At 67.5% G+C, this 23,662-nt stretch carries 17 protein-coding genes; 7 read left to right on the plus strand and 10 right to left on the minus strand.

What is annotated here, in order from left to right; all coding sequences use genetic code 11:
• Both PYV55_RS16335 and PYV55_RS12700 read right to left on the minus strand, forming a co-directional pair.
• Positions 1-113: helix-turn-helix domain-containing protein (locus PYV55_RS16335; RefSeq protein WP_407066803.1), on the minus strand; the 113-nt coding region annotated here is incomplete at its 3' end.
• A gap of 75 nt (positions 114-188) precedes the next feature.
• Positions 189-4,331, minus strand: coding sequence for a DUF748 domain-containing protein (locus tag PYV55_RS12700; protein ID WP_275851783.1), 4,143 nt, complete (start codon positions 4,329-4,331; stop codon positions 189-191).
• A gap of 96 nt (positions 4,332-4,427) precedes the next feature.
• Between PYV55_RS12700 and PYV55_RS12705 the strand changes: the two genes are divergently transcribed.
• Together PYV55_RS12705 and PYV55_RS12710 are read left to right on the plus strand one after the other, a co-directional pair.
• Positions 4,428-4,679, plus strand: coding sequence for a CCDC90 family protein (locus PYV55_RS12705; RefSeq protein WP_275851784.1), 252 nt, complete (start codon positions 4,428-4,430; stop codon positions 4,677-4,679).
• Positions 4,680-4,898: 219 nt separating this feature from the next.
• Positions 4,899-5,789, plus strand: coding sequence for a creatininase family protein (locus PYV55_RS12710; protein ID WP_275851786.1), 891 nt, complete (start codon positions 4,899-4,901; stop codon positions 5,787-5,789).
• 30 nt (positions 5,790-5,819) lie between these two features.
• Here the strand turns inward: PYV55_RS12710 and PYV55_RS12715 are convergent, their stop codons facing one another.
• A complete protein-coding gene (locus tag PYV55_RS12715) occupies positions 5,820-6,803 on the minus strand; it encodes a quinone oxidoreductase family protein (RefSeq protein ID WP_275851789.1) in 984 nt (327 codons plus the stop codon).
• A gap of 737 nt (positions 6,804-7,540) precedes the next feature.
• Here PYV55_RS12715 and PYV55_RS12720 point away from each other — a divergent pair.
• From PYV55_RS12720 to PYV55_RS12740, 5 genes are all read left to right on the plus strand, one after another.
• Complete coding sequence (locus PYV55_RS12720; protein ID WP_275851791.1) at positions 7,541-8,536, plus strand: PdxA family dehydrogenase; 996 nt, start codon at positions 7,541-7,543, stop codon at positions 8,534-8,536.
• 69 nt (positions 8,537-8,605) lie between these two features.
• Complete coding sequence (locus tag PYV55_RS12725; RefSeq protein ID WP_275851793.1) at positions 8,606-9,094, plus strand: aromatic-ring-hydroxylating dioxygenase subunit beta; 489 nt, start codon at positions 8,606-8,608, stop codon at positions 9,092-9,094.
• Positions 9,095-9,126: 32 nt separating this feature from the next.
• A complete protein-coding gene (locus PYV55_RS12730; protein WP_275851795.1) occupies positions 9,127-10,401 on the plus strand; it encodes an aromatic ring-hydroxylating dioxygenase subunit alpha in 1,275 nt (424 codons plus the stop codon).
• A 37-nt stretch (positions 10,402-10,438) separates the two neighbouring features.
• Entirely contained in the window at positions 10,439-11,758 is a 1,320-nt protein-coding gene (locus tag PYV55_RS12735; protein ID WP_275851798.1) for an aromatic ring-hydroxylating oxygenase subunit alpha, read from the plus strand.
• A gap of 35 nt (positions 11,759-11,793) precedes the next feature.
• Positions 11,794-12,288, plus strand: coding sequence for an aromatic-ring-hydroxylating dioxygenase subunit beta (locus PYV55_RS12740; protein ID WP_275851801.1), 495 nt, complete (start codon positions 11,794-11,796; stop codon positions 12,286-12,288).
• Here PYV55_RS12740 and PYV55_RS12745 read toward each other — a convergent pair.
• The 7 genes from PYV55_RS12745 to PYV55_RS12775 all read right to left on the minus strand — a co-directional run bounded on the left by PYV55_RS12745 (position 12,276) and on the right by PYV55_RS12775 (position 23,515).
• Complete coding sequence (locus PYV55_RS12745) at positions 12,276-13,502, minus strand: acetate/propionate family kinase (RefSeq protein WP_275851802.1); 1,227 nt, start codon at positions 13,500-13,502, stop codon at positions 12,276-12,278. The genes PYV55_RS12740 and PYV55_RS12745 overlap by 13 nt on opposite strands.
• On the minus strand, positions 13,499-14,950 hold the full coding sequence (locus PYV55_RS12750) for a bifunctional enoyl-CoA hydratase/phosphate acetyltransferase (RefSeq protein ID WP_275851805.1): 1,452 nt from the start codon (positions 14,948-14,950) through the stop codon (positions 13,499-13,501). Before PYV55_RS12750 ends, PYV55_RS12745 begins: the two co-directional genes overlap by 4 nt.
• A 34-nt stretch (positions 14,951-14,984) precedes the next feature.
• The gene (locus PYV55_RS12755; RefSeq protein WP_275851808.1) at positions 14,985-16,121 is read right to left on the minus strand and encodes an ABC transporter permease; all 1,137 of its coding nucleotides are present in this window, start codon (positions 16,119-16,121) and stop codon (positions 14,985-14,987) included.
• Positions 16,122-16,123: 2 nt separating this feature from the next.
• The gene (gene rbbA, locus PYV55_RS12760) at positions 16,124-18,940 is read right to left on the minus strand and encodes a ribosome-associated ATPase/putative transporter RbbA (RefSeq protein WP_275851811.1); all 2,817 of its coding nucleotides are present in this window, start codon (positions 18,938-18,940) and stop codon (positions 16,124-16,126) included.
• Positions 18,937-20,013, minus strand: coding sequence for an HlyD family secretion protein (locus tag PYV55_RS12765; protein ID WP_275851814.1), 1,077 nt, complete (start codon positions 20,011-20,013; stop codon positions 18,937-18,939). The genes rbbA and PYV55_RS12765 overlap by 4 nt, the downstream gene beginning before the upstream one ends.
• 33 nt (positions 20,014-20,046) lie before the next feature.
• Positions 20,047-21,558, minus strand: a complete 1,512-nt coding sequence (locus tag PYV55_RS12770; RefSeq protein WP_275851816.1) for an efflux transporter outer membrane subunit — start codon at positions 21,556-21,558, stop codon at positions 20,047-20,049.
• Between the two features lie 109 nt (positions 21,559-21,667).
• On the minus strand, positions 21,668-23,515 hold the full coding sequence (locus PYV55_RS12775; protein ID WP_275851818.1) for a PHA/PHB synthase family protein: 1,848 nt from the start codon (positions 23,513-23,515) through the stop codon (positions 21,668-21,670).
• Between the last annotated feature and the right edge of the window lie 147 nt (positions 23,516-23,662).

The following is a 23,662-nucleotide window of genomic DNA, read 5'->3' on the forward strand; positions in this document are numbered from 1 at the left end:
GAAGGTGCGCGGCCGAGCTTGCGGGCTATAGCCCGCAAGCTCAGGTTGCTCTCCAGCGAGACTTGCATCAAGGCACGCTCTTCGAGGCTGAGGTGTGAGTAGGTTGTGGGCATGCAGCAGTTTCTCCGAAAGAGAGTGTTGCACTTGGACTTTGAGCGCGGGAGGAAAGAAAACGCCAAGCAGCCGCATCAATGCATCGCCAGCCCGAGTTCCGCGCGCGGCACCCAGCCTTCTTCGGGCGTGGTGCTGACCTTGGGGGCGTTGACGAACAGGCGCTCCGCAGGCAGCTGGTGCGCGCTCAGGTAGCGCACGACGGCCTGGGCGCGGTGCGTGGCCACTTCGCGGGCGAGGTCTTCGCTCGCGGGCAGGTGCGCGAGCAGCAGCGCCTCCATCTCGGGCACGGGCAGGTCTTTGGTCAGGCCCAGCAGGTTGCGCGGCTTGGGGAAGTCGGCGCGACGGTACACGCGCTTGAGCAGGCTCGCATATTCGTCGGCGGTCACGGTGGGTTCCTCCTCGGCGGCCCAGTCCTGCCCGACGGCAGCGGGGGCCTTTGCGGCATCGCTGGCGGGTGGGGATGTGGCGGGCTCTTTGGCCGCACTGCCGCGGTCGGCGCGGCGCTTTTCCGCCAGCACGAGCTGGCGCAGGCGTTCGCGCTGCAGGCCCTCGCGCTCCTGCGCGAGGTTTGCCATGCCCGTCACGCTGACTTGCAGCGCGGGCTTTTCGGTGAGCATTTGCACCACCTTGTCGAGCTGCTGGCGCGCCGCGGCCGTGAGCTCGGGGCTGCCGGGGGCGAACACCACCTGTCCCAGGTCTTCCGTGCTGCCACCAAAGGCGTGCGCGAGCAGCCGGAACGGGGCAGTGACGGCGCGTGTGATGATGTTGCCGATGATCTTGAGGATCACCGGCCCGAGGCGGAACTGCGGGTCGTTGAGCGAGCCGCTGATGGGCAGGTCGAGGTTGATTACGCCATTGCTGTCGGCCAGCAGCGCCGTGGCCAGGCGCACGGGCAGGCTGGCCGGCGCGCCTTCGACGGGCTCGCCGAAGGCAAGCTGGTGCAGCACCAGCCTGTTGCTGGCGGTCAGCTGGCCGTCGGGCTGCACCTTGTAGGTCACGTCCATGTTGAGCTTGCCGCTTTCGATGCCGTGGCCCGCGTATTTGATGGCGTAGGGCGACAGCGGCGGCAGGTCCAGGTCGCGCGCCTTGCCCTGGATGTCGAGCACCAGCGGGCGCACGAGCGGGTTGAGTTTGCCCGTGACCTCCAGCGTGGCCGAGCCTTCGACGCGCCCGCGCAGTTCGAGCTCGGCGAGCTCGGGCACGCCGTTCGGCGCTTCGGACGAGAATGCGCTGAGCTTGCCCGTGAGCTGCGACAGATCGGCCGAGTAATTGGGGCGGATGAAAAAGTCCGAAAACTGCACCGTGCCGTTGACCAGACTCATGGGACCGAAGTGGATCACCGGCGCCAGCGGGTCGCGCGCCGGTGCGGGCGGCGCGGCTTGGGCGACGGTTTGCGCCGCGGCCTGCGCGGGCGCAGCGGCTGGGGGTACTGCACTCGCGCCGCGCGGCGCGCCCGCGGCTGCCGCGCCGGCCCCGGCCGCGTCCTTGCCCGCGTCTTTCCCGGCATCCTTGCCCGCACTCTTGACGATGTCGGCAAGGTTCAGGCGCCCTTCCTCGTTGAGTGCGATGCGGCCGTAAAAGTCGCTGAGGCTGGTTTCACGCACGTCCAGGCGCAGCGGCTGCTGCGGCGCCAGCGCCAGGCGCAGGCCGCGCAGGCTCAGGTCTTGCCAGGAGAGCAGCTCCTGACCCACCTGCGACGCCGTCTTGGCGGTGGAGGCGGCCGTGCTGTCGGCGCGCAGGGCGTCCAGGGCCATGTCACCATCGAGGAGCAGCTTCGGCCCCTGCGGCGTTTGCGCAAGCGCGAGCTGGCCGAGAAAACCCAGATCGGCGTGGCGCAGGCGGATCGCCAGAAACTCGCCCAGGTAGCCGTCGAGCGCATGCAGCGGCAGCTTTTGCGCCGTGATGCGGCCTTGCAGCGCGAGCGGTGCGGGCGTCAAACTGCCCTGGTAGCGCAGCTGTCCGGGCTTGCCGCGGCGCGAGGCCACCTGGGCGGACAGCTGCAGCGCAATGGGCTTGCGCGCTTCGGTGCTCAGCTCGCGCGCCTGGACTTGCAGCGCCGACAGGCGCAGCGCCACGGGCCGCACGGTAGCCGCGCTTGCCTCGTCGGTGTAATCGACGGCGCCGCCGTTGAGCGCGAGCTCGCCCAGCTGCAGGCGCCACGGCACGGCCGCCGGTGTGGCCTGCGCAGATTTTGCTTTTTCGGCGGCTTGTGCGTTTGCTTGACCTGCGGCTTGGGCGGGCGGCTGTGCATCAGCGCCTGCCGTCTGGGCGCCGCCGCGCAGCCAGCGCTCGAACATCCAATGGCCTTGTGCATCGCGCGCCACGGCCAGCTGCGGCTCGGCAATCGCCAGGCGCTGCAGCGTGATCTGGCGCTGCGCCAGATCGGCCTGCGCGCCTTGCAGTTCGATCTTGCCCACGCTGGCCAGCGTGTCTTTACCCTGCCGCAGGGCCAGCTTTTGCAGCACCAGCGGCTGTGCGCTCAAGCGCAGACCCGCGGGGTGCGCAGCGTCTGCGGCAGTAGCGCCTGTACCAGCGCCCGCACTATCGCCCACACTATCGCCGGTACCAGTGCCCGGCGCTTGCCACTGCAGGTCCAGCGTGCCGCCGAGCTGGCCCGTCAAGGTGGGCTCGAGCACCTGCGCCAGATACGGCGCCGCAAGCTGTAGCGCCACGTCCTTGGCTTTGACTTGCACCTTGGCGCTGCGCGCGCTGGCCTCGCCCTCGAAGGCCAGCGTGCCCTGCTCGGGCAGCTCCAGTGCGCCGTGCAGTGGCATGGGCTTGCGCCAGGGCAGCGCAAAGCCCGTCGCTTCCAGGGTGACGTTGCGGGCCTCGAGCGCCGCCGCAGGGCGCGTGCTCGCGTCACGCCACTGCACGCGCCCGCCCTGCACGACGGCGCGCGCCACCTCGACGTTCCAGCCCGCGTCGGCGGGGGCGGCCGGCGTGGCGGCAGGGGTGCTTGCGGGCGTACTTGCGGGGGCGTTGGCGGGGATGCTGGTAATTGGCGCCGAAGCCTTGACAGGGTCGTCTGCCGCTCCCTGGACGGTAGCCCCCTTGCCGGATGCGTTCGGCGCACGGGCGCCAGCCACCTTTGAGGGGCTTGCTTTTTTATCGGAATCAGTAGCTGCCTGCGCAGGCTGAGCGCCGAGTTGAGCCCAATTCAATGCCCCATTTGCAGCGCGCGCCGCATAGACCTGCGGGGCCGTCAACTCCACCAGCGCGAGCTTGACCACGCGCTCGAGCGGACGCACGTCGGTCAAGTCCACGCGCAGCTGCTCGAGCGCCAGCAGCGGCTGCGCCTGCCGGTCGGCCAGGCGCAGCTGGTGCGCCAGCACCTGCCCCGAGAGCTGCACGCTGGGGCGCGGCGCCTGCGCAAAATTCAGCTGCAAATCCACGTCCAGCACCGCGCCCTGCAGCCGCACCGGCAGGCTGGCAGGCAGGTAGGGCAGATAGGGCGCCAGATCGACGCCCTTCCAATGCAGTGCGGCCTTGCCGGCACGCTCGGGCGTAAAGGGCTGCGCCTGTGCCTTCAGGTCGAACGGGCTGCCGTTGACGGTGAACGAAAGCTGCGGCGTCACGTAGGTCAAGCGTTGCGCGGGCAGGGTGCTCAAAAACGGCAGCCCCAGGTGCAGCCCGCGCACGCGGTGGGTCGTGCCCGCGGGCAGGTCGGTAAAGTCTATGCTGCCGTTCGTAAGCTCTAAATTATGTAGCGCCATGCGCAGCGGGCCAGTGCTTGCAGACGGCTTTTCGGAGGACGCCGTGAGCTTGGCGATGATGTCGTCCACGTCGTAGCGTCCCTGCCCCTGGTGCGTGATGCGCAGCACGGGCGCGTCTATGCGCAGTGCGTCCACCACCGGCCCCAGGCGCAGCAGCGACTGCAGCTCGGCATCGACGTAAATGCTGGCGATGTGCAACTGCGGCGGCTTGGCTTGCGCGCCCGGCACGCCAATGGCCCCAGGGGCGCGCCGGGCGCCGGCCACGTCCAGGTCGCGCAGCGTGAGCTCCAGCGACCAGGGCTTGAACGCGATCGCGCCCACCGTCACCTGCCGGCCCAGCTGCGCGCTCGCAAACCGCTCCAGCGGCCGGTGCAGCAAGCTTGGCAGCACCAGCCAGCCCAGCAGCCACCACAAACCCAGCGCCAGCAGCGCCCAGGCCGCAGCGCGCAGCCAGCGGTAGCGGCGCCAGGCGGACGAGAGGGCAGGCATGGAGGCTTGGCGCATGGTTTTATGAATCAGCGATGAAACATGGCAAGCGTAGCGCATGCGGGCAAGGATGCGTTGCGATTTGTGATGCGCCGAATTGCTACATTGCACGCCATGAGCGCGATCACTTTCGACACCCTCAAATACGCCAACCGGCTCAAGGCCGCCGGCATGGATCCGCGCCTGGCCGAAGAACAGGCCGAGGCGCTGGCGGACGCGCTCACGGAGCAAACCCAACTGGCCAGTAAGACCTATCTGGTCGAACTGCGCATGGCCACCAAGGCCGACCTCGCGGACGCCAAGACCGACCTCATCCAATGGGTTGCTGGCATGCTGGTGTGCTGCGCCGCAAATAACCGCACATGAAATCGCGCCTTCGCGCTCACGGCGGCGTTGCAAATCCTCGCGATAGCTACGGCTATCGCTGCGGTTTGCGCCTTGCCCTGAGCGCGAATCCATCGATTTCATTACGTGCGGCTATTTGCGGTGCAGCACACTAGTCGCACAGGCTGCAGTCGTCGCGACGCTGGTCAAGCTGCTCTGAGCGCCGCCGCCGGTAGCGCATCGGCCGCTACCATCGCGGGCATGAACGCACCAGCACCCTCGCCGAGTTCGCTTGCCTCGGCTTCGTCCACTCCAACGCCCGTGCGCTTCTGGGCCGACCTGAGCGCACGCGAGTTTGCCGCGCGCCAGGCGTCGGGCCTGGCGGCGCAGACCCTCGCCGTGCTGCCCGTGGCCGCGATCGAGCAGCACGGGCCGCACCTGCCGCTCTCGGTCGATGCGACCTTGCTGCAAGGCGTGATAGACGCCGCACTGCCGCTGCTGCCGGCCGACCTGCCCGTGCTCTTTCTGCCGCCGCAAAACGTAGGGCTGAGCACCGAGCACAGCCGCTTTGCCGGCACGCTCACGCTCTCGCCCGCCACGGTGCTTGCGCTGTGGACCGAAATCGGCCACTGCGTGGCGCGCGCGGGCGTCAAAAAGCTGCTGCTCTTCAACGGCCACGGTGGGCAGGTCAGCGTGATGGACATCGTCGCGCGCGAGCTGCGCGCGCAGTGCGACTTGCTGGTCTATGGCGCAAGCTGGTTCAGCCTGCCACTGCCCGACGAAGTGCAGGGCCTGTTCAGCGCGGACGAGCACCGCTTCGGCATCCACGCCGGCGAGATCGAAACCTCGATGATGCTGCACCTCGCCCCCGAGCGCGTGGCCATGCACGAGGCGCGCCACTTCCCTTCGAGCGCACAAGACCGTGCGGCGCGCTACGCCATTGTGGGCAACGGCAAAAGCGCCAAGCTCGGCTGGCAGATGCAGGACTACCACCGCGCCGGCGCCGTCGGCAACGCCGCCGCCGCCGGCGCCGCCAAAGGCCGCGCCGTGGTCGAGGCCGCGGCGCAGCAGCTTGCCTTGTTGCTACAGGAATTGCATGCGCTGCCGCTCGGCACGCTGGCGCCGGGGCCGGATTTCGGGGTGGGGGCGTAGTTCAGCGCCGCCCCGGGCGCGCTATGGAAGTCACAGCGTCAAAATCGTGCACCCCGTGGTCTTGCGCGCCTCGAGGTCGCGGTGCGCCTGCTGCACCTCGGCGAGCGGGTAGCGCTGGTCGAGGTGGATTTTCACGGCGCCGCTCAAGACCACGGCAAACAGGTCGTCGGCCATGGCCTGCGTGCTCTCGCGCGTGGCGATGTGCGTGAACAGCGTCTGGCGCGTGACGTAGAGCGAGCCTTTGGCGCCCAAAATCGCCGGTGAAAACGGCGGCACCGGGCCCGAGGCGTTGCCGAAGCTGGCCATCAGGCCGAAAGGGCGCAGGCAGTCGAGCGACTTGTCCCAGGTGTCCTTGCCCACCGAGTCGTACACCACCTTCACGCCCTTGTCGCCCGTGATCTCGCGCACGCGCGCGGCAAAGTCCTCGGTGTGGTAATTGATCGCGTGCGCGGCGCCGTTGGCGAGCGCGCGCTGGCATTTGGCGTCGGTGCCCGCCGTGCCTATCAGCTGCAGGCCCAGGTGGCTGGCCCACTGGCACGCGATCAGGCCCACGCCGCCCGCGGCCGCGTGGAACAGCACGTGGTCGCCGGGCTCCAGCCCTTCGACGGGGCGCACTTTTTTGAGCAAATATTGCGCCGTCAGGCCCTTGAGCATCATGGCCGCGCCGGTTTCGAAGCCGATGCCGTCGGGCAGCTTGCACACGCACTGCGCCGGCATCACGCGGCGCTCGCAGTAGCTGCCGGGCGGCTGGCCGGCGTAGGCCGCGCGGTCGCCCACGGCAAGGTGCGCCACACCCGGCCCCACGGCCTCGACCACGCCTGCACCCTCCATGCCTATGGTGGCGGGCAGCGGCAGCGGGTACAGGCCCGTGCGGTGATAGACGTCGATGAAGTTCAAGCCGACGGCATGGTGGCGGATGCGCACTTCGCCCGGTCCAGGCTCGCCCACGGGCACATCGACGATCTGCAGTTGTTCGGGGCCGCCGGGCTGGCGGATCTGGACGGCAAGGCTCATGGCGGTGTCTCCTATGAAAAACGGCGCAAAACAGGGCCCACATGGTGCCATGAAGTGACACACCGATGCGCACGCAACGGCCTGCGACCTGTGGGCGTGTGCGCCGCATCGGTCGCCGCCCAGCCAAAATCTCAAGAAAACCTAGGGTTATCCTTAGTGCGCCGTCTGTCGATATTTTGCAAAAATACCGGCAACTGCAGTGCTGCTGCGGTTCACCGCTCACCAAGACTTGCTTGCGTGCAAAAACAGTCCATTCTGTTTGTTTTGTGCGCGCAATCGATGCTTGCTTGCCTCTTCGGGATTGGCAGGGGCGTTCACAAAAGGAATGAGGAGACCGATGAAAGACTGCGCACAAAACATCCACCTGTTGAAGGGCCCTGCACACTAGTGCAGTGTTCGACGCCATCTGCGACATAAAACCGCGTCTTTTCGGCCCGGGCCGCGTTGCAAATCCTCGCGATACCACCCGGTATCGCTGCGGTTTGCGCCTTGCCCAGACCAAAAATCCATCGGTTTTATTTGTCGCNGCCGCGCCCTGCGCTGGCTCGGACGAACGCACGCAGATGCCCCCCGGAAATGGATGATTTTGCAATCAAAATGAGAGCATCTTGCGCTTTCCTTTAAAGCGCAAGATGCCGAATTGATCACTTATTTTCCGCAATGAATTCAATAGCAAACGCCACGCCAATGAAGCATGCGTTTTTGGTCTTTACCTGTTTTCACTTTTGGAGCTTGCCGTGACTTCTTCTGACAAAACTCCCGAACTGCCGCGCGTAGGCGTCATGATCGGCGACCCTTGCGGCGTGGGGCCCGAGGTGCTGCTCAAGTCCTGGGCGAGCGGGCAGCTGCAGGCGGTGTGCAAACCCGTCGCCATCGGCAGTGCCGCGGTGCTGCAGCAGACTGCGGCGCAGCTCGGCCTGCCCGTGCGCGTGCGCACCGTGGCCACGCCCGAAGAGGTGCGCGGCGGCGCCGACGCGCTCGAAGTGCTCGACTCGGGCGCACTCGACCCGGCGCTGGTCACGCCCGGGCACGACAACGAAGCCTGCGGGCGCGCCTCGGGGGTCTGGCTGGACGAGGCCGACGCCTTTGCGCGCGCCGGCCGGCTGCAGGCCACCGTCATGGCGCCTATCAGCTCCGTGGCGCTGGACATGGCGGGCATGCTCGACCGCGTGGTGCAGGCCAAGCCGGGCGAAAGCTATCTTCTGCTGGTCTCTGGCCCGCTGCGCGTGGCACACCTCACCGACCACGTGCTGCTGCGCGACGTGTCCGGGCTCATCACGGCCGAGCTCATCGAGTCCGCCGTGCACACGCTGCACGAGGTGCTGCGCCGCTGGGGCCTCGCGCACCCGCGCATCGCGGTGGCGGGCTTCAACCCGCACGCCAAAGGCCCCGAAGATGAGCGCATGCTGCCCGGCATCGCGCGCGCGCAGGCCGCGGGCCTGGACGTGAGCGGCCCGATCAGCCCCGACACCGTGTTTCGCCACTGCATCGAGGGGCGCTACGACATCGTGCTCGCGATGTACCACGACCAGGGCCACATCGCGATCAAGACCGCGGCCTTCGCGGGGAACGTGGCGGTGGTCATCGGTCCGCCCTACCCGCACGTCACGGTGGCGCACGGCACGGCCTACGACATCGTGGGCCGCGGCGTGGCCGACCACTCGATGCTGCTCAACGCAACCCTCACGGCTGCTTCGCTCGCCGCGGGGCGCGGCTTTCCGGCGCTGGCCTGAAAGGCTGAAAGTTTTTCGTCCATGGCCGCCTTGCGCGCCATCCCGTTCGTTTTTTGCCAAGGAAAAGTGATGCCGCTGCGTGATCTGAGCGATGAAAGTCTGCATTTCCGCGTGCAGCAACTGCTGGCCGAATACGTCGAGCTGATCGACGACGACAGGCTCGAGCAATGGCCCGAGTTGTTCGTGGACGACGCGCGCTACGAGGTCGTGCCGCGCGAAAACAGCGACCGCGGCCTGCCGCTGGCGGCGATGTTCTGCGACAGCAAGGGCATGCTGATCGACCGTGTGGTGTCTCTGCGCCAGGCCAACATTTATGCCTTGCACTACCACCGGCATGTGCTCAGCAATCTGCGCATCACCCAGCGCAGCGGGGCCGAGCTGCAGGCGCAGTGCAATTTCGTGGTGTTCCAGACGCGCGTACAGGGCGAAACCTCCATCTACAGCGCGGGCAAGTACCAGGATCGCATCGTCGCCACCGACGGCGGGCTGCGCTTCAAGGAAAAGCGCGTCATCTTCGACACCTACCGCATCGACAGCCTGATGGTGCGGCCGCTTTGACTTTGCACCTCCGCGCAGACCAAGGAACCACGATGACACAAGCCTCAGCAACCCACTCTGTCGCCACGGCAGCCAAGCCTTTGGACAGCGGCTGCCGCGTGCCTTACGCGGTGTTCACCGAGCCAGCGTTTTATGCGCGCGAGCAGGAACAAATCTTTCGCGGCGCACATTGGTCTTTCGTGGCGCTCGAAGCCGAAATCCCCAACGCCGGTGACTACAAGACCACCTTTGTCGGCGACACCCCGGTGATCGTCACGCGCGCCCCCGACGGCCAGGTGCACACCGTGGTCAACCGCTGCGCACACCGCGGCGCCGTGCTCGCGCGCGATCTGCGCGGCAACCGGCAGACGCTGGAATGCGTGTACCACCAGTGGTGTTTCTCGCTCGACGGTGCGCTGGTGGGCCTGCCGTTTCGGCGCGGCATCAAGGGGCAGGGCGGCATGCCGGCCGATTTCGACATGCGCCAGCACGATCTGCAGCGCCTGCGCGTTGAGCTGCTGCACGGGCTCGTCTTTGCGACCTTCTCGCCCGAGACGCCGCCCCTGGCCGAATACCTGGGGCCCATGGTGATCGAGTCGATCGCGCGGATCTTCCGCAAGCCGGTGCGCCCGCTCGGCGACTTGCGCCAGTACGTGCACGGCAACTGGAAGCTCTACGCTGAAAACATCCGCGACCCCTACCACGCAAGTCTGCTGCACCTGTTCCACACCACCTTCGGCACCTACCGCTCCTCGCAGCAGGGCGGCGTGAAGCTCGACGCGCAGCACAGGCATTCGATGCTGCATGCACGCTCGGGCAGCAACGACGCGCAGCGCGACCAGGAGGTCTACAAGGACATGCGCACCTTCAATGCGCAGTTTCGTCTGCAGGACCCGTCGGTGCTGGCCGGGCGGCCAGAGTTTGACGACGGCATCACGCTGGTGATCCTGTCGGTGTTCCCGAATCTGGTGGTGCAGCAGATCGCCAATACCCTGGCCGTGCGCCAGATCGTGCCCTATGCGCCCGACGCCTTCGAGCTCGTATGGACCGAATTCGGCTACGCCGACGACGACGAGGAAATGACCCGCATCCGCCTCAAGCAAAGCAACCTGATCGGCCCGGCAGGGTTGATCTCCATGGAGGACGGGGAGGCCGTCGAGATCGTCCAGCGCGCCGTGGTGCGCGATCAGGACAAGACCTCCTTCATCGCCATGGGCGGGGCCGAGGCGCGCGACGCAGACCACTTGGTCACCGAGTCCTCGATCATCGGCTTTTGGGAGTATTACGCCAAGGTCGTTGGCTTCGACCACCCGAAAACCGCCTGTTGATTTTCACCCACTCACCTGCCCCAAAAGGAGATTTGCCATGGACGCCGCCCCCCAATCCCTGCTCGACGAATGCGTGCACCACGAGCGCGACGCGCTGCGCGCGGTCGATCGGCGCATCTTCGTCGATGAAGAGCTGTTCGAGCTCGAACAGAAAAAAATCTGGCAAAAAATCTGGGTCTATGTGGCCCACGAAAGCCAGCTGCCCAAGCCCAAGGACTACCTGACCGCGTGGATAGGGCGCACGCCCATCGTCGTGAACCGCGACAAGAACGGCGCGCTCAACGCCTTCGTGAACATCTGCTCGCACCGCGGCGCCACGCTGGTGCGCACCTCCAAGGGCAGCGCGAACAACTTCGTGTGTTCGTTCCACGGCTGGGCCTTCAATGCCAAGGGCGACCTGCTGTCGGTGATGAACGAAGACGGCGCTGGCTATCCGGGTGATTTCGACAAAGCCCGGCGCGGCCTCGTCAAGGTGCGCCTGCAAAGCTACCGCGGCTTTCTGTTCGCCACGCTCAACCCCGAGGCCGAACCGCTCGAAGACCAGCTGGCCGAGAGCAAGACCTTCCTCGACCTGGTCGTCGATCAATCGCCGCAAGGCCTCGAAGTGCTTCAGGGCCGCTCGGTGTACACCTACAACGGCAACTGGAAGCTGCAGGCTGAAAACGGTGTCGACGGCTACCACGTGGACACGGTGCACGCCAACTACGTGCAGATGATCAAAAACCGCGCCCGCATCAATGCCGAGAGCAAGGGCATGAAAGTACTCGCCGTGGGTGACTTCACGCGCAACCGCGGCGGCTACTATGACCTGAAAAACGGCCACACGGTGATCTGGACCGACATCACCAACCCGCAGGACAGGCCCGTCTATGCCGCGCGCGAAGACATCGAGGCGCGCCTGGGCGCAGAAAAAGCCAAGTGGGCCGTGTACCGCTCGCGCAACCTGCTGATCTACCCGAACGTGTTCATCATGGACCAGATGGGCACGCAGATCCGCGTGTTTCGCCCGCTTTCCGTGGACAAGACCGAAGTCACGATCTACTGCTTCGCCCCGGTGGGCGAGCCGGCTGTCGAGCGCGACAAGCGCATCCGCCAGTACGAGGACTTCTTCAACGCCTCCGGCATGGCCACGCCCGACGACCTGACCGAGTTCAACGCCTCGCAGATCGGCTGCGAGAACCACGACGTGATGCGCTGGAGCGACATGTCGCGCGGCGCCGCGCATGAAGTCGTCGGTGCCGACGCTGACGCCGCAGCGCTGGGCATACACCCGGGCAGCAGTGGCGCGCGTGTCTCGGACGAAGGCATTTTCGTGGCCCAGCACCAGCGCTGGCTCGAGCTGATGCAGGCCGAATGAGCACCAACAAGAACGCCCTGGAGAGTAAAAACACCATGAACGCCACAGACCTTCAACAAAGCGTCAGCGCCTTTTTGTACCTCGAAGCCGAGTGCGTCGATGAGCGCCGCTGGGACGACTGGCTCGCCCTGTTCGATGCGCAAGTCGAATACTGGATTCCGTCGTGGGATTCAGAGTACGAGCTCGTGAGCAATCCGCACAATGCGGTTTCGCTGATGTATTACCCGAACCGCACGGGCCTCGAAGACCGTGTGTTCCGCTTGCGCACCGGGCGCTCGGCCGCCTCCATACCGCTGCCGCGCACCTGCCACACGGTGAGCAACGTGCGCCCCGTGCTGCAACCCGACGGCAGCTGCAGCGTGAAGGCGAACTTCCTCACGCACCTGTTTCGCAACGATGCGACGCAGCTTTTTTACGGCCACTACGAGTACCTGCTCACGCCCCACGAGGGCAACTGGCTGATCCGCAAGAAGAAAGTCGTCGTGCTCAACGACCTGATCGACACCGTGCTCGATATTTACAGCGTCTGAGCCGCGCGTGCGCCTTGCAATAGGCGCGCAGCGTGCCAGGCCGCGACCCACTCTTCATTGGTGGGTTCGACGGCCACGCGCACGCGGCTTGCCGCGCTCGAGATGCACGGCGCGTGGTGCGCGTTGGCCTCGGCGTCTATGGCCACGCCCAAAAATCCCAAACCATCGCACACGCGCGCACGCAGCGTGTCGTTGTGCTCGCCTATGCCCGCGGTGAACACCAGCATGTCCAGGCCACCGAGCACGGCGCAGAGCGCGCCGATCTCGCGCACGATGCGCCGCACGTACAGCGCAAGCGCCGCCTGCACACGCGCGTTGCCGGCTTCAAGCGGCAGCAGCTCGCGCGGGTCGGCCGACACGCCAGAGAGGCCCAGCAGGCCGCACTCGTGGTAGAGCATGTGGCCGACTTCTTCCAGGGTGCGCTTTTCGATTTCCATCAGGTACAGCAGCGCGCCGGGGTCGAGCGCGCCGCAGCGCGTGCCCATCATGAGCCCGTCGAGCGCCGAAAAGCCCATGGTCGTGGCCACGCTGCGCAAGTCCTGCATCGCGCACAGGCTCGCGCCGCTGCCCAGGTGCGCGACGATGGTGCGCCCGCGCGCGGCCGCGCCGTGGCGCTCGGCCAGCGCCAGCGACATGTATTCGTACGACAGGCCATGAAAGCCATAGCGGCGCACGCCGCGCTCCCAGGCCGAATAGGGCAGGGGCAGCATTTTTTCGACCTCGGGCAGCGTGTGGTGGAAGGCCGTGTCGAACACCGCGACCTGCGGCAGTTCGGGGCGCGATGCGAGCAGCACCGCGATCGCCTCGAGCGCGAACGGCTGGTGCAGCGGCGCGAGCGGAATGTAGCTGCGCAGGTCGGCGAGCACGGCAGCGTCCATGCGCACGGGCGCCAAGTATTTGCTGCCGCCGTGCACCACGCGGTGCGCGATGACCCCAATGCCGCGGCCCGCGCAGTGCTGCGCCACAAAAGCCCGCACGCACGCGCGGATGTGCTCGAGCGCCGCGTGATAGGGCGCCTGCGTGTCGAGTGCCAAAGGCTGCGGCGCATGGCCGTTTTCGCTCCACTGCGGATGCGCGCCGGTGATGCCTTCGACCTTGCCGCCCCACCAGGGCGCGCGCGCCAGCGGCTGCACGGCGGCGTCGTAGAGCGCGAACTTGATGCTCGACGAGCCGCAGTTGAGCACCAGGATGAGGTCGTTCTTTGCCGCGCTCATGGGGGCGACGCCTTGTAGTGCTGGGCCAGCAGCAGCGCGAGGGCGCACGAGGCGATGCGCGTCTCGCGCGTGTCGGCGCGGCTCGTGAGCACGATGGGCACGCGCGCGCCGAGCACGATGCCCGCGCTCGCGGCGCCGCCCAGGTATTCGAGCTGCTTGGCGAGCATGTTGCCGCTCTCGAGGTCGGGCACCACCAGAATGTCGGCCTGGCCCGCCACGTCGGACTGGATGCCCTTGATGCGCGCGGCGGCAATCGACACGGCGTTGTCGAACGCCAGCGGCCCGTCCAGGCGCCCGCCGCTGATCTGGCCGCGGTCGGCCATCTTGCACAGCGCAGCGGCGTCCAGCGTTGCCGGCATGCCGGGGTTCACGGTCTCGACCGCCGCGAGGATCGCTACGCGCGGCTGCACCACGCCGATCGCGTGCGCAAGATCGATCGCATTGCGCACGATGTCGGCCTTGTCTTCGAGCGTGGGCGCGATGTTGATGGCCGCGTCGGTCACGATGAAGGGGCGCGGGTAGGCGGGCGACTGCATCAGGTAGCAGTGGCTGATGCGGCGCTTGGTGCGCAGGCCCGCGTCGTGCGCCACGACTGCGCCCATGAGCTCGTCGGTGTGCAGGCTGCCCTTCATGAGCGCCTGTACCTGGTTTTGCGCCACGAGCTGCACGGCGCGCGCGGCGGCGGCGTGGCTGTGCGGCACGTCTTCGATGGCCAGGTCAGAAATGTCCAGCCCCGCGGAGTGCGCCACGGCCTGCAGGCGCGCGCGCGGCGCCACGAGCACGGGCTCGATCAGCCCCGCCGCGTGCGCATCGAGCGCGCCCAGCAGGCTGAGTTCGTCGCACGGATGCACCACCGCCATGCGCAGCGGCCCGAGCGGGCGTGCGAGCTCGAGCAGGCGCGTGAGGCCCGCTTCGCCCATGGCCAGGCGCACTTCGGGCAGCGTGCTGCGCGGGCGCTCTATGCGCTCGGTGGGCGCAAGCACGTCGGCCATGCCGCTGATCACGGTCACGCCGTCCTGGTTGACGCAGCTGCAGTCGAGCTGCAGGCGCTTTTTGGCCTCGTCGCGCGTGCTCACGCGCACGCTAGCGCGCAGGCGGTCGCCCACATGCACGGGCGCGAGGAATTTGAGCGTCTGCCCGAGGTAAATCGTGCCGGGGCCGGGCAGGCGCGTGCCGAGCACGGCCGAAATCAGCGCGCCGCCGAGCATGCCGTGCGCGATCACGCCATGAAAGCGCGTGGAGGCGGCAAACTCCGGGTCCAGATGCTGCGGATTCACGTCGCCCGAGAGGATCGCGAACAGCTGGATGTCCTCGGCCGTGAGCGTGCGCTCTAGGCTGGCCGTGTCGCCAACGGCAATCTCGTCGAAGGTGCGGTTGCGCACCACGCGCAAGTCCGTGGTGCTGGGGTCTGCCGAGTGGGCAGGCGCGGGCAAGGCGGTGTCTGGCATGGCAGGTGCGGAGGGAGTGGAAAAAACGGTGTGCTCACGCCATGCGCGTGATGCTCTTGCGGAAGTATGCGAGCGCGCCGGCAAAGAAGGCCGCGCCGATGAGGCACAGCGCCACGACCTGCGGCCAGACCACGGAAAAGCCGGCGCCGCGGTACAAAATGGCCTGCGAGGCCGCGACGAAGTGCGTGGTGGGCGCGAATTCCATGATGTTCTGCGCGATCTGCGGCATGCTCTCGCGCGGCGTGGAGCCGCCCGAGAGCATCTGCATGGGCAGAAGCACCAGCATCATCAACAGGCCAAACTGCGGCATGCTGCGCGCGATCGTGCCCATGAAGATGCCCATGGAGGTGGTGACGAACAGGTGCAGCGCAGCAATCGCCAGAAACAGCGCCACCGAGCCCTCGACCGGCACCTGCAGCACTCCCTGGACGATGAAGTGCAATGAGAACGCCGCCGCGAGCAGAACCACCATTCCCATGGACCATATCTTGCCGAGCATGATCTCCGAAGGTGTCACGGGCATGACCAGGAGGTGTTCGATGGTGCCGCGTTCGCGTTCGCGGATCAGCGCTGCGCCGGCCAGCACGATGGACAGCATGGTGACGTTGTTGATGATTTCCATCAACGCGCCGAACCAGGACTGCGTCAAGGCCGGGTTGAAGCGCATGCGCAGCGCCAGCTCCACCGGCAGCTGCGGCGTGCTGCGGTAGCGCTGCACGAACTCATTGACCTCGCCGAGCACGATCTGCTGCACATAGCCGCTGCCCGTGAAGGCCTGCGCCATGCGCGTGGCATCGACGTTGAGCTGCACGGCCGGGGAGCGCCCCGCGAGCACGTCGCGCTGGAAGTTCGGCGGAATGTCGAGCGAGAAGGTGAAGCGCCCGGCGTCCAGCCCGGCGTCCACCTCGGGCAGCGTGACGCGCTGCGGCGGCATGAACTGCGGCGGCTGCAGCGCCGAGACGATGCGCCCCGACAGCGCCGAGTCGTCCTCGTCGACCACGGCGATGGGCACCTTGCTGATGCTGTCGGGGATGCCCGTCGCGGCGATATACACCTGGAAGCTGAAGGCGTAGGCGATCAGCACCAGCATGATGGGGTCGCGCACCAGACTCCAGAGCTCCTTGATGCCGAGCCGGTAGATGTTGGCCAGGTAGCTCCATCGATTCGCCATGCTCACTTCTCCTGCTTTTTCAGCAGCACGATGGCCAAGGCCACGATGAGCAGCGCCGACGCCACCAGCGGCGGAAACATGGCGTGCAGGTCGGGAAAGGTAAGCGCCTTGTTGAACACGCCGCGGCTGATGGTGACGTAATTGGCCAGCGGATAGACCTCGCCGATCATGCGCCCCATGCCTTCGAGCGATGACACGGGATGGATGATGCCGGAGAACTGGATTGCCGGCAGCATGGAGGCGACCATGGTGAAGAACATGGCCGCCACCTGGCTGCGCGTGAAGGTCGAGGAAAACAGACCGAATCCGGTCGAAAAACCGATGAAAACCACCGAGGCCAGCAGCAAGGTCAGAAACCCGCCCTTGATGGGCACGCCGAACAAGGTCACGGCCAGCAGGGACAAAATCAGAAAGTTCAGCACCCCGAGCACGATGTAGGGCAGCTGCTTGCCGAGCAGAAATTCGGCGCGCGTCACCGGGGTGACGTAGAGGTTGATGATGGAGCCCAGCTCTTTTTCGCGCACCACCGACAGCGCCGTGAGGATGGACGGGATCATCAGCAGCAACAGCGGAATGACGGCCGGCACCATGGCGGGCAGGCTTTTCACGTCGGGGTTGAAGCGAAAGCGCGTCTCCACGGTCGCAGCGCCGGTGCCAAGGTTTTGCCCGAACTGGGTGCGCGCCACCTCTTCTATCCACTTTAGGTGCATGCCCTGCACGTAGCCCTGGATGGTGTCGGCGCGCATGGGCATGGCGCCGTCCACCCAGGCGCCGACCTGCACCGGCTGGCCGCGCAGCAGGTCGCGCTCGAAGCCCGGAGGAATTTCGATGGCGAGCGAAATCTCGCCCTTGCGCATGCGCCGGTCGAGCTCGGCGTAGTCGGTGATCGGCGCGTGCTCGATGAAGTAGCGCGAGCCCGCGAGGTTGAGCGCGTAGTTCTGGCTCAGCGGGCTGTGGTCGCGGTCGAGCACGGCGTAGCTGAGGTCATCGACGTCCATGGTGATGCCGTAGCCCATGATGAGCATGAGGATCATGCTGCCGAACAGGGCCATCACCAGGCGCACCGGGTCGTGGCGCAGCTCGAGCGCCTCGCGCAGGGTGTAGCTCAGGGCGCGCGCCAGGCTGAAGCCGCGTGCACGGGTGCGCGCGCGGGGCTGAGGCAGCAGCGCGCTGGCTGCCTCGGCGCCCGGCTCGGCCGCTGCGGCAGGCTCCGCCGCCTCGGCCGGCGCGGCGTCCTTGAGGTAGGCGATGAAGGCCTCTTCGAGCGTAGCCGCGCCGCGCTGGGCAACGATGGCCTGGGGCGTGTCGCTGACCAGCACCCGGCCCTGGTGCATGAGCGAGATGCGGTCGCAGCGTTCGGCCTCGTTCATGAAGTGGGTCGAGATGAAGATCGTGACCTTGTCCTTGCGCGAAAGGTCGATCAGAAACTGCCAGAAAGCGTCGCGCGCCACCGGGTCCACGCCCGAAGTCGGCTCGTCGAGAATCAACAGCTCCGGCCCGTGCACCAGCGCCACGGCCAGTGACAGGCGCTGGCGCACGCCCAGCGGCAGCTTGTCGGGCAGGGCCTTGGGGTGCTCGGCGAGGCCGAAGCGCTCCATCAGCGCCTGCACGCGCGCCGGAATCTGCGCCTCGGGCACGCCAAACAGGCGCGCGTGCAGCACGAGGTTTTGCTCGACGTTGAGCTCGGAATAGAGCGAGAACGCCTGCGACATGTAACCCACGCGCCGCCGCGTCGCGATGTCGTGCGCATCGACCTGCTGCCCGAACAGCCAAGCCTGGCCATCGCTGGGCGGCAGCAGGCCGGTGAGCATCTTCATGGTGGTGGTCTTGCCGCAGCCGTTGCTGCCCAGAAAGCCGAAGATCTCGCCGCGCCGGATGCGGAAGTTGACATGATCGACGGCGGTGAAGTCGCCAAAGCGCATGGTGAGCTCGCGCGCCTCGATCGCGATGTCGTCGTGCCCGTCGCTGAACGGCGGCACCACCACGGCCCGGTAGCCGCGCTTTTTCTCCTCGGGCAGCAGCGCGATGAAGGCTTGTTCGAGTGTTTGCGTGCCGGTGCGCGCGTGCAGCTCCTGCGGCGTGCCGGTGGCCAGCACGCGGCCGGCGTCCATGGCCACGAGCCAGTCGAAGCGCTCGGCCTCTTCCAGGTAGGCCGTGGCCACCATCACGCTCATGTGCGGCCGCTCTGCGCGGATGTGCGCGATCAGGGTCCAGAACTGGCTGCGCGCCAGCGGATCGACGCCCGTGGTGGGCTCGTCGAGGATCAGCAGGTCGGGGTCGTGGATCAGCGCGCAGCACAACCCGAGCTTTTGCTTCATGCCGCCCGAGAGCTTGCCCGCGGGACGGCTGAGGAACGGGTACAGGCCGGTGGCGCGCGTGAGTTCGTCGATACGCCGGCGCCGCTCGGCCGCGTCGTGGCCGAACAGGCGGCTGAAAAACTGCAGGTTGTCCTCGATCGAGAGCGAGGGGTAGAGGTTCTTGCCCAAGCCCTGCGGCATGTAGGCGATGGCCGGGCAGACGCGGTCGCGGTGGCGCTTGGAGCGCATGTCGCCGCCCAGCACCTCGACGCGGCCCTGCTGCACGGCGCGCGCCCCCGAGATAAGCGCGAGCAGGCTGGATTTGCCCACGCCATCGGGGCCGATCAGCCCCACCATGCGGCCGGCGGGAATCTCGAGCGCAATGGCATCGAGCGCCAGCGTCTTGCCGTAGCGCAGGCCCACGCCGTCCAGGCGCGCGACGATGCCGTCGGGGCGGGCGCCGGGCTGGGCACCGGGCTGGCTACCGTCGGCGGCGTCCGGGCTGCGGGCGGGCAGCGTCATTCAGGCACCTTCACGCTGAGGTTTTGCGGCCAGGGCGCCTGCGCGTCGATCTTCACCCAGGCCATGCCGGGCAGGCCGGTCTTGACCTGCTTGAGATGCTTGCGCAGCAGTTCGGCATCGATGCGCGCCTTCACGCGGAACATGAGCTTTTGCCGCTCGAGCGCGGTTTCCACCGTCTTGGGCGTGAACTGCGCGACGCTGGAGACGTAGGACACCTTGGCCGGAATGACGTAGCCCGGCGCGGCGTCGAGCACGATGCGCGCCTCGGTGCCCAGCGGCACGCGGCCCACGACGGTCTCGGGCAGGAAGAAGGTCATGTAAACGTCGCTCAGGTCGACCATGTTGAGCACCTTGCCGCCCGCGCCCAGCACCTCGCCAGGCTGGGCCACGCGGTATTGCACGCGACCGTCGCGCGGCGCCTTGAGCTTGCTGTCGTTGATGTCGGCGTCTATGCGCGCAATCGTGGCCGTGAGTGCCTCCACGGTGGCCTGCGCGCCCGTGACCTGCGCCCGGGCCGCGGCGATGGCCGACTCGGCGGCCTTGGCCTGCGCCTGCGCGGCGGCCAGCGCGGCCTCGGCGTTGTGCACCGCGGCGCGGTCGTCGTCGAGCTCCTGGATGGACGTCGCGCCCTCGGCCGAAAGCGTCTGCGAGCGCGCCAGGCGCCGGCGCGCGTTGTCGAGCTCGCTCGTGCGCTGCACCACCACGGCCTGCGCGGCCGCGAAGTCGCTCTCGCGCACCTTGACCTGGGCCTGCGCGCTTGCCACGCCAGTCATGGCCTGCTGCTTTTGCGCCACGGCTTCATTGCGCTGGGCCGTGAGCGTGTCGATCTGCATTTGCGCGAGCACCTGGCCGGCGCTCACGAAGTCGCCTTCAAAGGCGTAGATGTCCACCACGCGGCCCGGGTACTTGGTGGCCACGTCGATCTCGGTGGCCTCGATGCGGCCGTTGCCGCCGACCACGGCCTGCTCGTCGCCGTCCGCGTGCAGCTTTTTCCAGCCGAACCAGGCGAGCAGCGCAACGACCAGGACGGCGGCGACAGTGAAAATGATTTTTCTGGGCTGAAGGGCATTCATGGCGGGGCTCGGGTCGTTGTCGTTATCGTTGTTTCAGGGGGCGGGCGGTGTCGCTGGCGCCGTGGCGGAGGCAGCGGCAGAGCCGGGCTGCGAGGCGAACTCCGCGCTGCCGCCACCGAGCGCAGCATAGAGGTTGACGCGGCTCGCGAGCAAGGCGCGGCGCGTCTGTACCAGCTGCTGTTGGGCTGTAAGCAGCTCGCGCTGTGCGTCGAGCACTTCGAAATACGGAGCACTGCCGTTGTCGTAGCGCAGCTGCGCGAGGCGTGCGCGCTCGGCCTGCGCAGCCAGCGTGGCCTGGTCGGCGCCGAGCTGCTCGCCGAGCCAGCGGCGCGCGGCGAGGGCGTCGGAGACTTCCCGGAACGCGGACTGGATGGTTTTTTCGTAGTCGGACACGGCCAGGTTGCGCCGCACCTGCGCCAGGTCGAGGTTGGCGCGGTTGCGCCCGCCGTCGAAGATCGGCAGCGACAGGCTGGGCATGAACTGCCAGGCGCTGCTGCCGGAATCGAACAGGCCGCTGAATTCTGCGCTCGCCGTGCCGTAGGCGCCCGTGAGCGTGACGCGCGGGAAGAAGGCCGCGCGCGCCGCGCCGATGTTGGCGTGCGCCGCGCGCAGGCGGTGTTCGGCGGCGCGGATGTCGGGGCGCTGCAGCAGCAGCTCGGACGGCAGCCCGGCGCGCAGTTCTGCCGCCATGGCCTGGTCGTCGAGCGTGCCGGGCTGCGCAAGTTCGGGCAGCGGCATGCCCACGAGCAGGCTGAGTGCGTGCAGCTGCAGGGCCCGCAGCTGGCCAAGCTGCGCGGCCAGGCTTTGCGCCTGGTGCAGCAGGGTTTGGACCTGCACGAGGTCGGTGCGCGCGATTGCGCCGACCTCGAAGCGGCGCGTGAAGATGCGCACCGATTCCTGCCGGTTGGCGACGGTCTGCCGGGCGAGGGCTAGGCGCTCGTCGAGCTCGCGCAGCGCAATGTAGGCGTTGGCCACCTGCGCGACCAGGCTCACGCTCGCGGCGCGGCGCGCCTCGTCGGTGGCAAGGTAGCTTTCGAGCGCGGCGTCGCGCAGGCTGCGCACGCGGCCCCAGAAGTCGAGCTCCCAGCTCGCCAGGCCCAGGCCGGCCTGGTACTGGCTTGCCGTGATGGCGCGGCCCGTGGGGCTCAGGTCGGCCGGCGTGCGCCCGCGTACGCCGTCGGCCGTGGCCGCGACCGTGGGGAACAGATCGGCACGCTGAATGCCCAAAATTGCCTGCGCCTCGGCCACGCGCAGCGTGGCGCTGCGCAGGTCGCGGCTGTTGTCGAGCGCCTGCGCGATCAGTTGCTGCAGGCGCGGTTCGGTGAAGTAGCTGCGCCAGGCCAGCGCGGCCGCCTGCACGCTGCCGTCGGCGCCGCCGAGGTCGTCCGCGGCGTAGCGCTCGGCCACGGGGGCATGGGGCTGCTCATAAGGCGGTGCGAGCGATGCGCAGCCGCCCAGCAGCAGCGCCGCCGCGATGAGCAGCGGCGGCAGCGGCGCCAGGGGCGGGAGCGCCGGATAGCGCCGGAAGGCAAAGGGTACAGTCATTGCGCTCCAAAATTTATGAACAAATTGGCTTCTTTGGAAGATGGATCAACGACAAGCAGCTCTTTTTTCGGTAGCAATTCGATGGCCGAACAAAACGCTGACCAGCCCGTCATTTTTGCAGCACATACGTGCCCGGCGCTTCGCCGAGCGGTGGATACCCCTTGGCGCCCATGGCCGGCGGCGCCACGGGCGCGCCCGCGTGCGCCTCTAGCCACGCCAGCCACGAGGGCCACCACGAGTCGGGCCGCAGCTCGGCCAGCGCAAGCCAGTCGTCAGGATCGACGTAATTACCGCCCGCGGGCCGCGTGAGGATGCGGTGGTGGCGGTGCGGGTTGCCCGGCGGGCTCACGATGCCGGCGTTGTGCCCGCCGCTCGTGAGCGCGAAGGTGATCTCGGCCGGGCTCAGGTAGTGCAGCTTGTGCACCGAGCGCCAGGGCGCAACGTGATCGGTCTCGGTGCCGACCATGAAGGTGGGCAGCGTGATGCGGCCCAGGCTCACGGGTTTGTCGTCGACGTGGTAGCGGCCCTCGCTGAGGTCGTCGTCGAGGAACAGGCGGCGCAGGTACTGCGTGTGCATGGTGGCGGGCATGCGCGTGCCGTCGGCGTTCCAGGCCATGAGGTCGTTCAGGGGCCGGCGTTCGCCCAGCAGGTAGTCGTTAACCATGCGCGACCACAGCAAGTCGTACGAGCGCAGCATCTGGAACGCGCCGGCCATCTGTTCGGCGCGCAGGTAGCCGGTCACGTTCATCTGCGCTTCGAGCAGGCTGAGCTGGCTCTCGTCGATGAAGAGGGCGAGCTCGCCCGGCTCGGTGAAGTCGGTCTGCGCGGCAAACAGCGTCATCGTGGCAAGGCGCTCGTCACCGTCGCGCGCCATCGCGGCGGCGGCAATGGCGAGCAGCGTGCCTCCCAGGCAGTAGCCCACGGCGTGCACCTTGCGTTCGGGCACGATGGCGTTCACGGCGGCCAGCGCGGCGCGAAAACCCAGGTTCAGGTAGTCGTCCAGGCTCATATCGCGGTCTTCGGCCGTGGGGTTCTTCCAGGAAATGCAGAACACCGTGTAGCCGTGATCGACCAGGTATTTGACCAGCGAGTTGTGCGGCGAGAGGTCGAGGATGTAGTACTTCATGATCCACGCCGGCGTGATCAGGATGGGCTCGGGATGCACGGCCTCGGTCGTGGGCGCGTACTGGAGGAGCTCGATCAGGTGGTTTTTCAGCACCACCTTGCCGGGCGTGACGGCCAGGTTCTGGCCCGCGGCGAAATTTTCGGCGCCCGCCGGCGGCTCGCCCGCCAGTGTGCGGCGCCCGTCGTCGAGCGCGTTGAGTGCGCCCTGCACGAGGTTCATGCCGCCCTGCTCGCGCGTGCGCTGCAGCGCCACCGGGTTGGTGAGCAGCTGGTTGCCCGGCGAGAACACGTCGAGCATCTGCCGCGCTGCAAAAGCCACGATGTCTTCGTGGTGCTTGTCCACGCCCCAGACGCCGCGCGTGGCCGCGGCCCACCACTCTTCGGTGAGCGAAAACGACTGCTGCAGCACGTTGAACGGCCATTGTTGCCACTCGGGCGCGGCAAAGCGCGGGTCTTGCGTCGGTGGTTTGGCGCTGGGGTGGCGCGGGGGCGCTGGCGTCGCTGCGGCCTGCCCTTCCTTGGCCGCCCCTTGCGCCCCTTGCGGGCCTTGCACGCCGTCAGGGAGCAACTCGAACTGGTCGATCGCTTCTTCGGTGGCGTAGCGCAGCAAGGCGTCGCCTTTTTGCAGGGCCAGACGCAGCAAGTCCAGGCACTTGCCGGGCGAAGCAGCCAGGTGCATGGCCCAATCGCTTGCGGACAGCACCCCAGCCATCGGCGACAGCGAAGCCACTTGCTGCGCCAGCGCAGCACGAAAGGCCGGGTCGAGCGCGTCTGCGAACGGGCTGGGCAGGGTGCTGGGCGGATTGTCGAGACCGGAACGGGGCATGCGCATTTCCTTTCATGGGGCAGTGCCGCAGCCAAGCCCGAAGGCGCCGCGGCCGGCAAGCGGGAACAGGACGGGACTATAGGCAGCGCTGCGGCGCAGGGGCTTGACTCACGTCAAAACAGCCCGGCCGCCCGCGCAGGGAGGGCCGCCGCA

This window comes from Extensimonas soli (assembly GCF_029211265.1).
Taxonomy (GTDB): domain Bacteria; phylum Pseudomonadota; class Gammaproteobacteria; order Burkholderiales; family Burkholderiaceae_C; genus Extensimonas; species Extensimonas soli.

What these genes read in the sequence shown, in the direction of transcription:
- PYV55_RS12700 (WP_275851783.1), bottom strand. Translation starts at nt 4,331, where the DNA reads ATGCGCCAAGCCTCCATGCCTGCCCTCTCGTCCGCCTGGCGCCGCTAC.
- PYV55_RS12705 (WP_275851784.1), top strand. Translation starts at nt 4,428, where the DNA reads ATGAGCGCGATCACTTTCGACACCCTCAAATACGCCAACCGGCTCAAG.
- PYV55_RS12710 (WP_275851786.1), top strand. Translation starts at nt 4,899, where the DNA reads ATGAACGCACCAGCACCCTCGCCGAGTTCGCTTGCCTCGGCTTCGTCC.
- PYV55_RS12715 (WP_275851789.1), bottom strand. Translation starts at nt 6,803, where the DNA reads ATGAGCCTTGCCGTCCAGATCCGCCAGCCCGGCGGCCCCGAACAACTG.
- PYV55_RS12725 (WP_275851793.1), top strand. Translation starts at nt 8,606, where the DNA reads ATGCCGCTGCGTGATCTGAGCGATGAAAGTCTGCATTTCCGCGTGCAG.
- PYV55_RS12730 (WP_275851795.1), top strand. Translation starts at nt 9,127, where the DNA reads ATGACACAAGCCTCAGCAACCCACTCTGTCGCCACGGCAGCCAAGCCT.
- PYV55_RS12735 (WP_275851798.1), top strand. Translation starts at nt 10,439, where the DNA reads ATGGACGCCGCCCCCCAATCCCTGCTCGACGAATGCGTGCACCACGAG.
- PYV55_RS12740 (WP_275851801.1), top strand. Translation starts at nt 11,794, where the DNA reads ATGAACGCCACAGACCTTCAACAAAGCGTCAGCGCCTTTTTGTACCTC.
- PYV55_RS12745 (WP_275851802.1), bottom strand. Translation starts at nt 13,502, where the DNA reads ATGAGCGCGGCAAAGAACGACCTCATCCTGGTGCTCAACTGCGGCTCG.
- PYV55_RS12750 (WP_275851805.1), bottom strand. Translation starts at nt 14,950, where the DNA reads ATGCCAGACACCGCCTTGCCCGCGCCTGCCCACTCGGCAGACCCCAGC.
- PYV55_RS12755 (WP_275851808.1), bottom strand. Translation starts at nt 16,121, where the DNA reads ATGGCGAATCGATGGAGCTACCTGGCCAACATCTACCGGCTCGGCATC.
- rbbA (WP_275851811.1), bottom strand. Translation starts at nt 18,940, where the DNA reads ATGACGCTGCCCGCCCGCAGCCCGGACGCCGCCGACGGTAGCCAGCCC.
- PYV55_RS12765 (WP_275851814.1), bottom strand. Translation starts at nt 20,013, where the DNA reads ATGAATGCCCTTCAGCCCAGAAAAATCATTTTCACTGTCGCCGCCGTC.
- PYV55_RS12770 (WP_275851816.1), bottom strand. Translation starts at nt 21,558, where the DNA reads ATGACTGTACCCTTTGCCTTCCGGCGCTATCCGGCGCTCCCGCCCCTG.
- PYV55_RS12775 (WP_275851818.1), bottom strand. Translation starts at nt 23,515, where the DNA reads ATGCGCATGCCCCGTTCCGGTCTCGACAATCCGCCCAGCACCCTGCCC.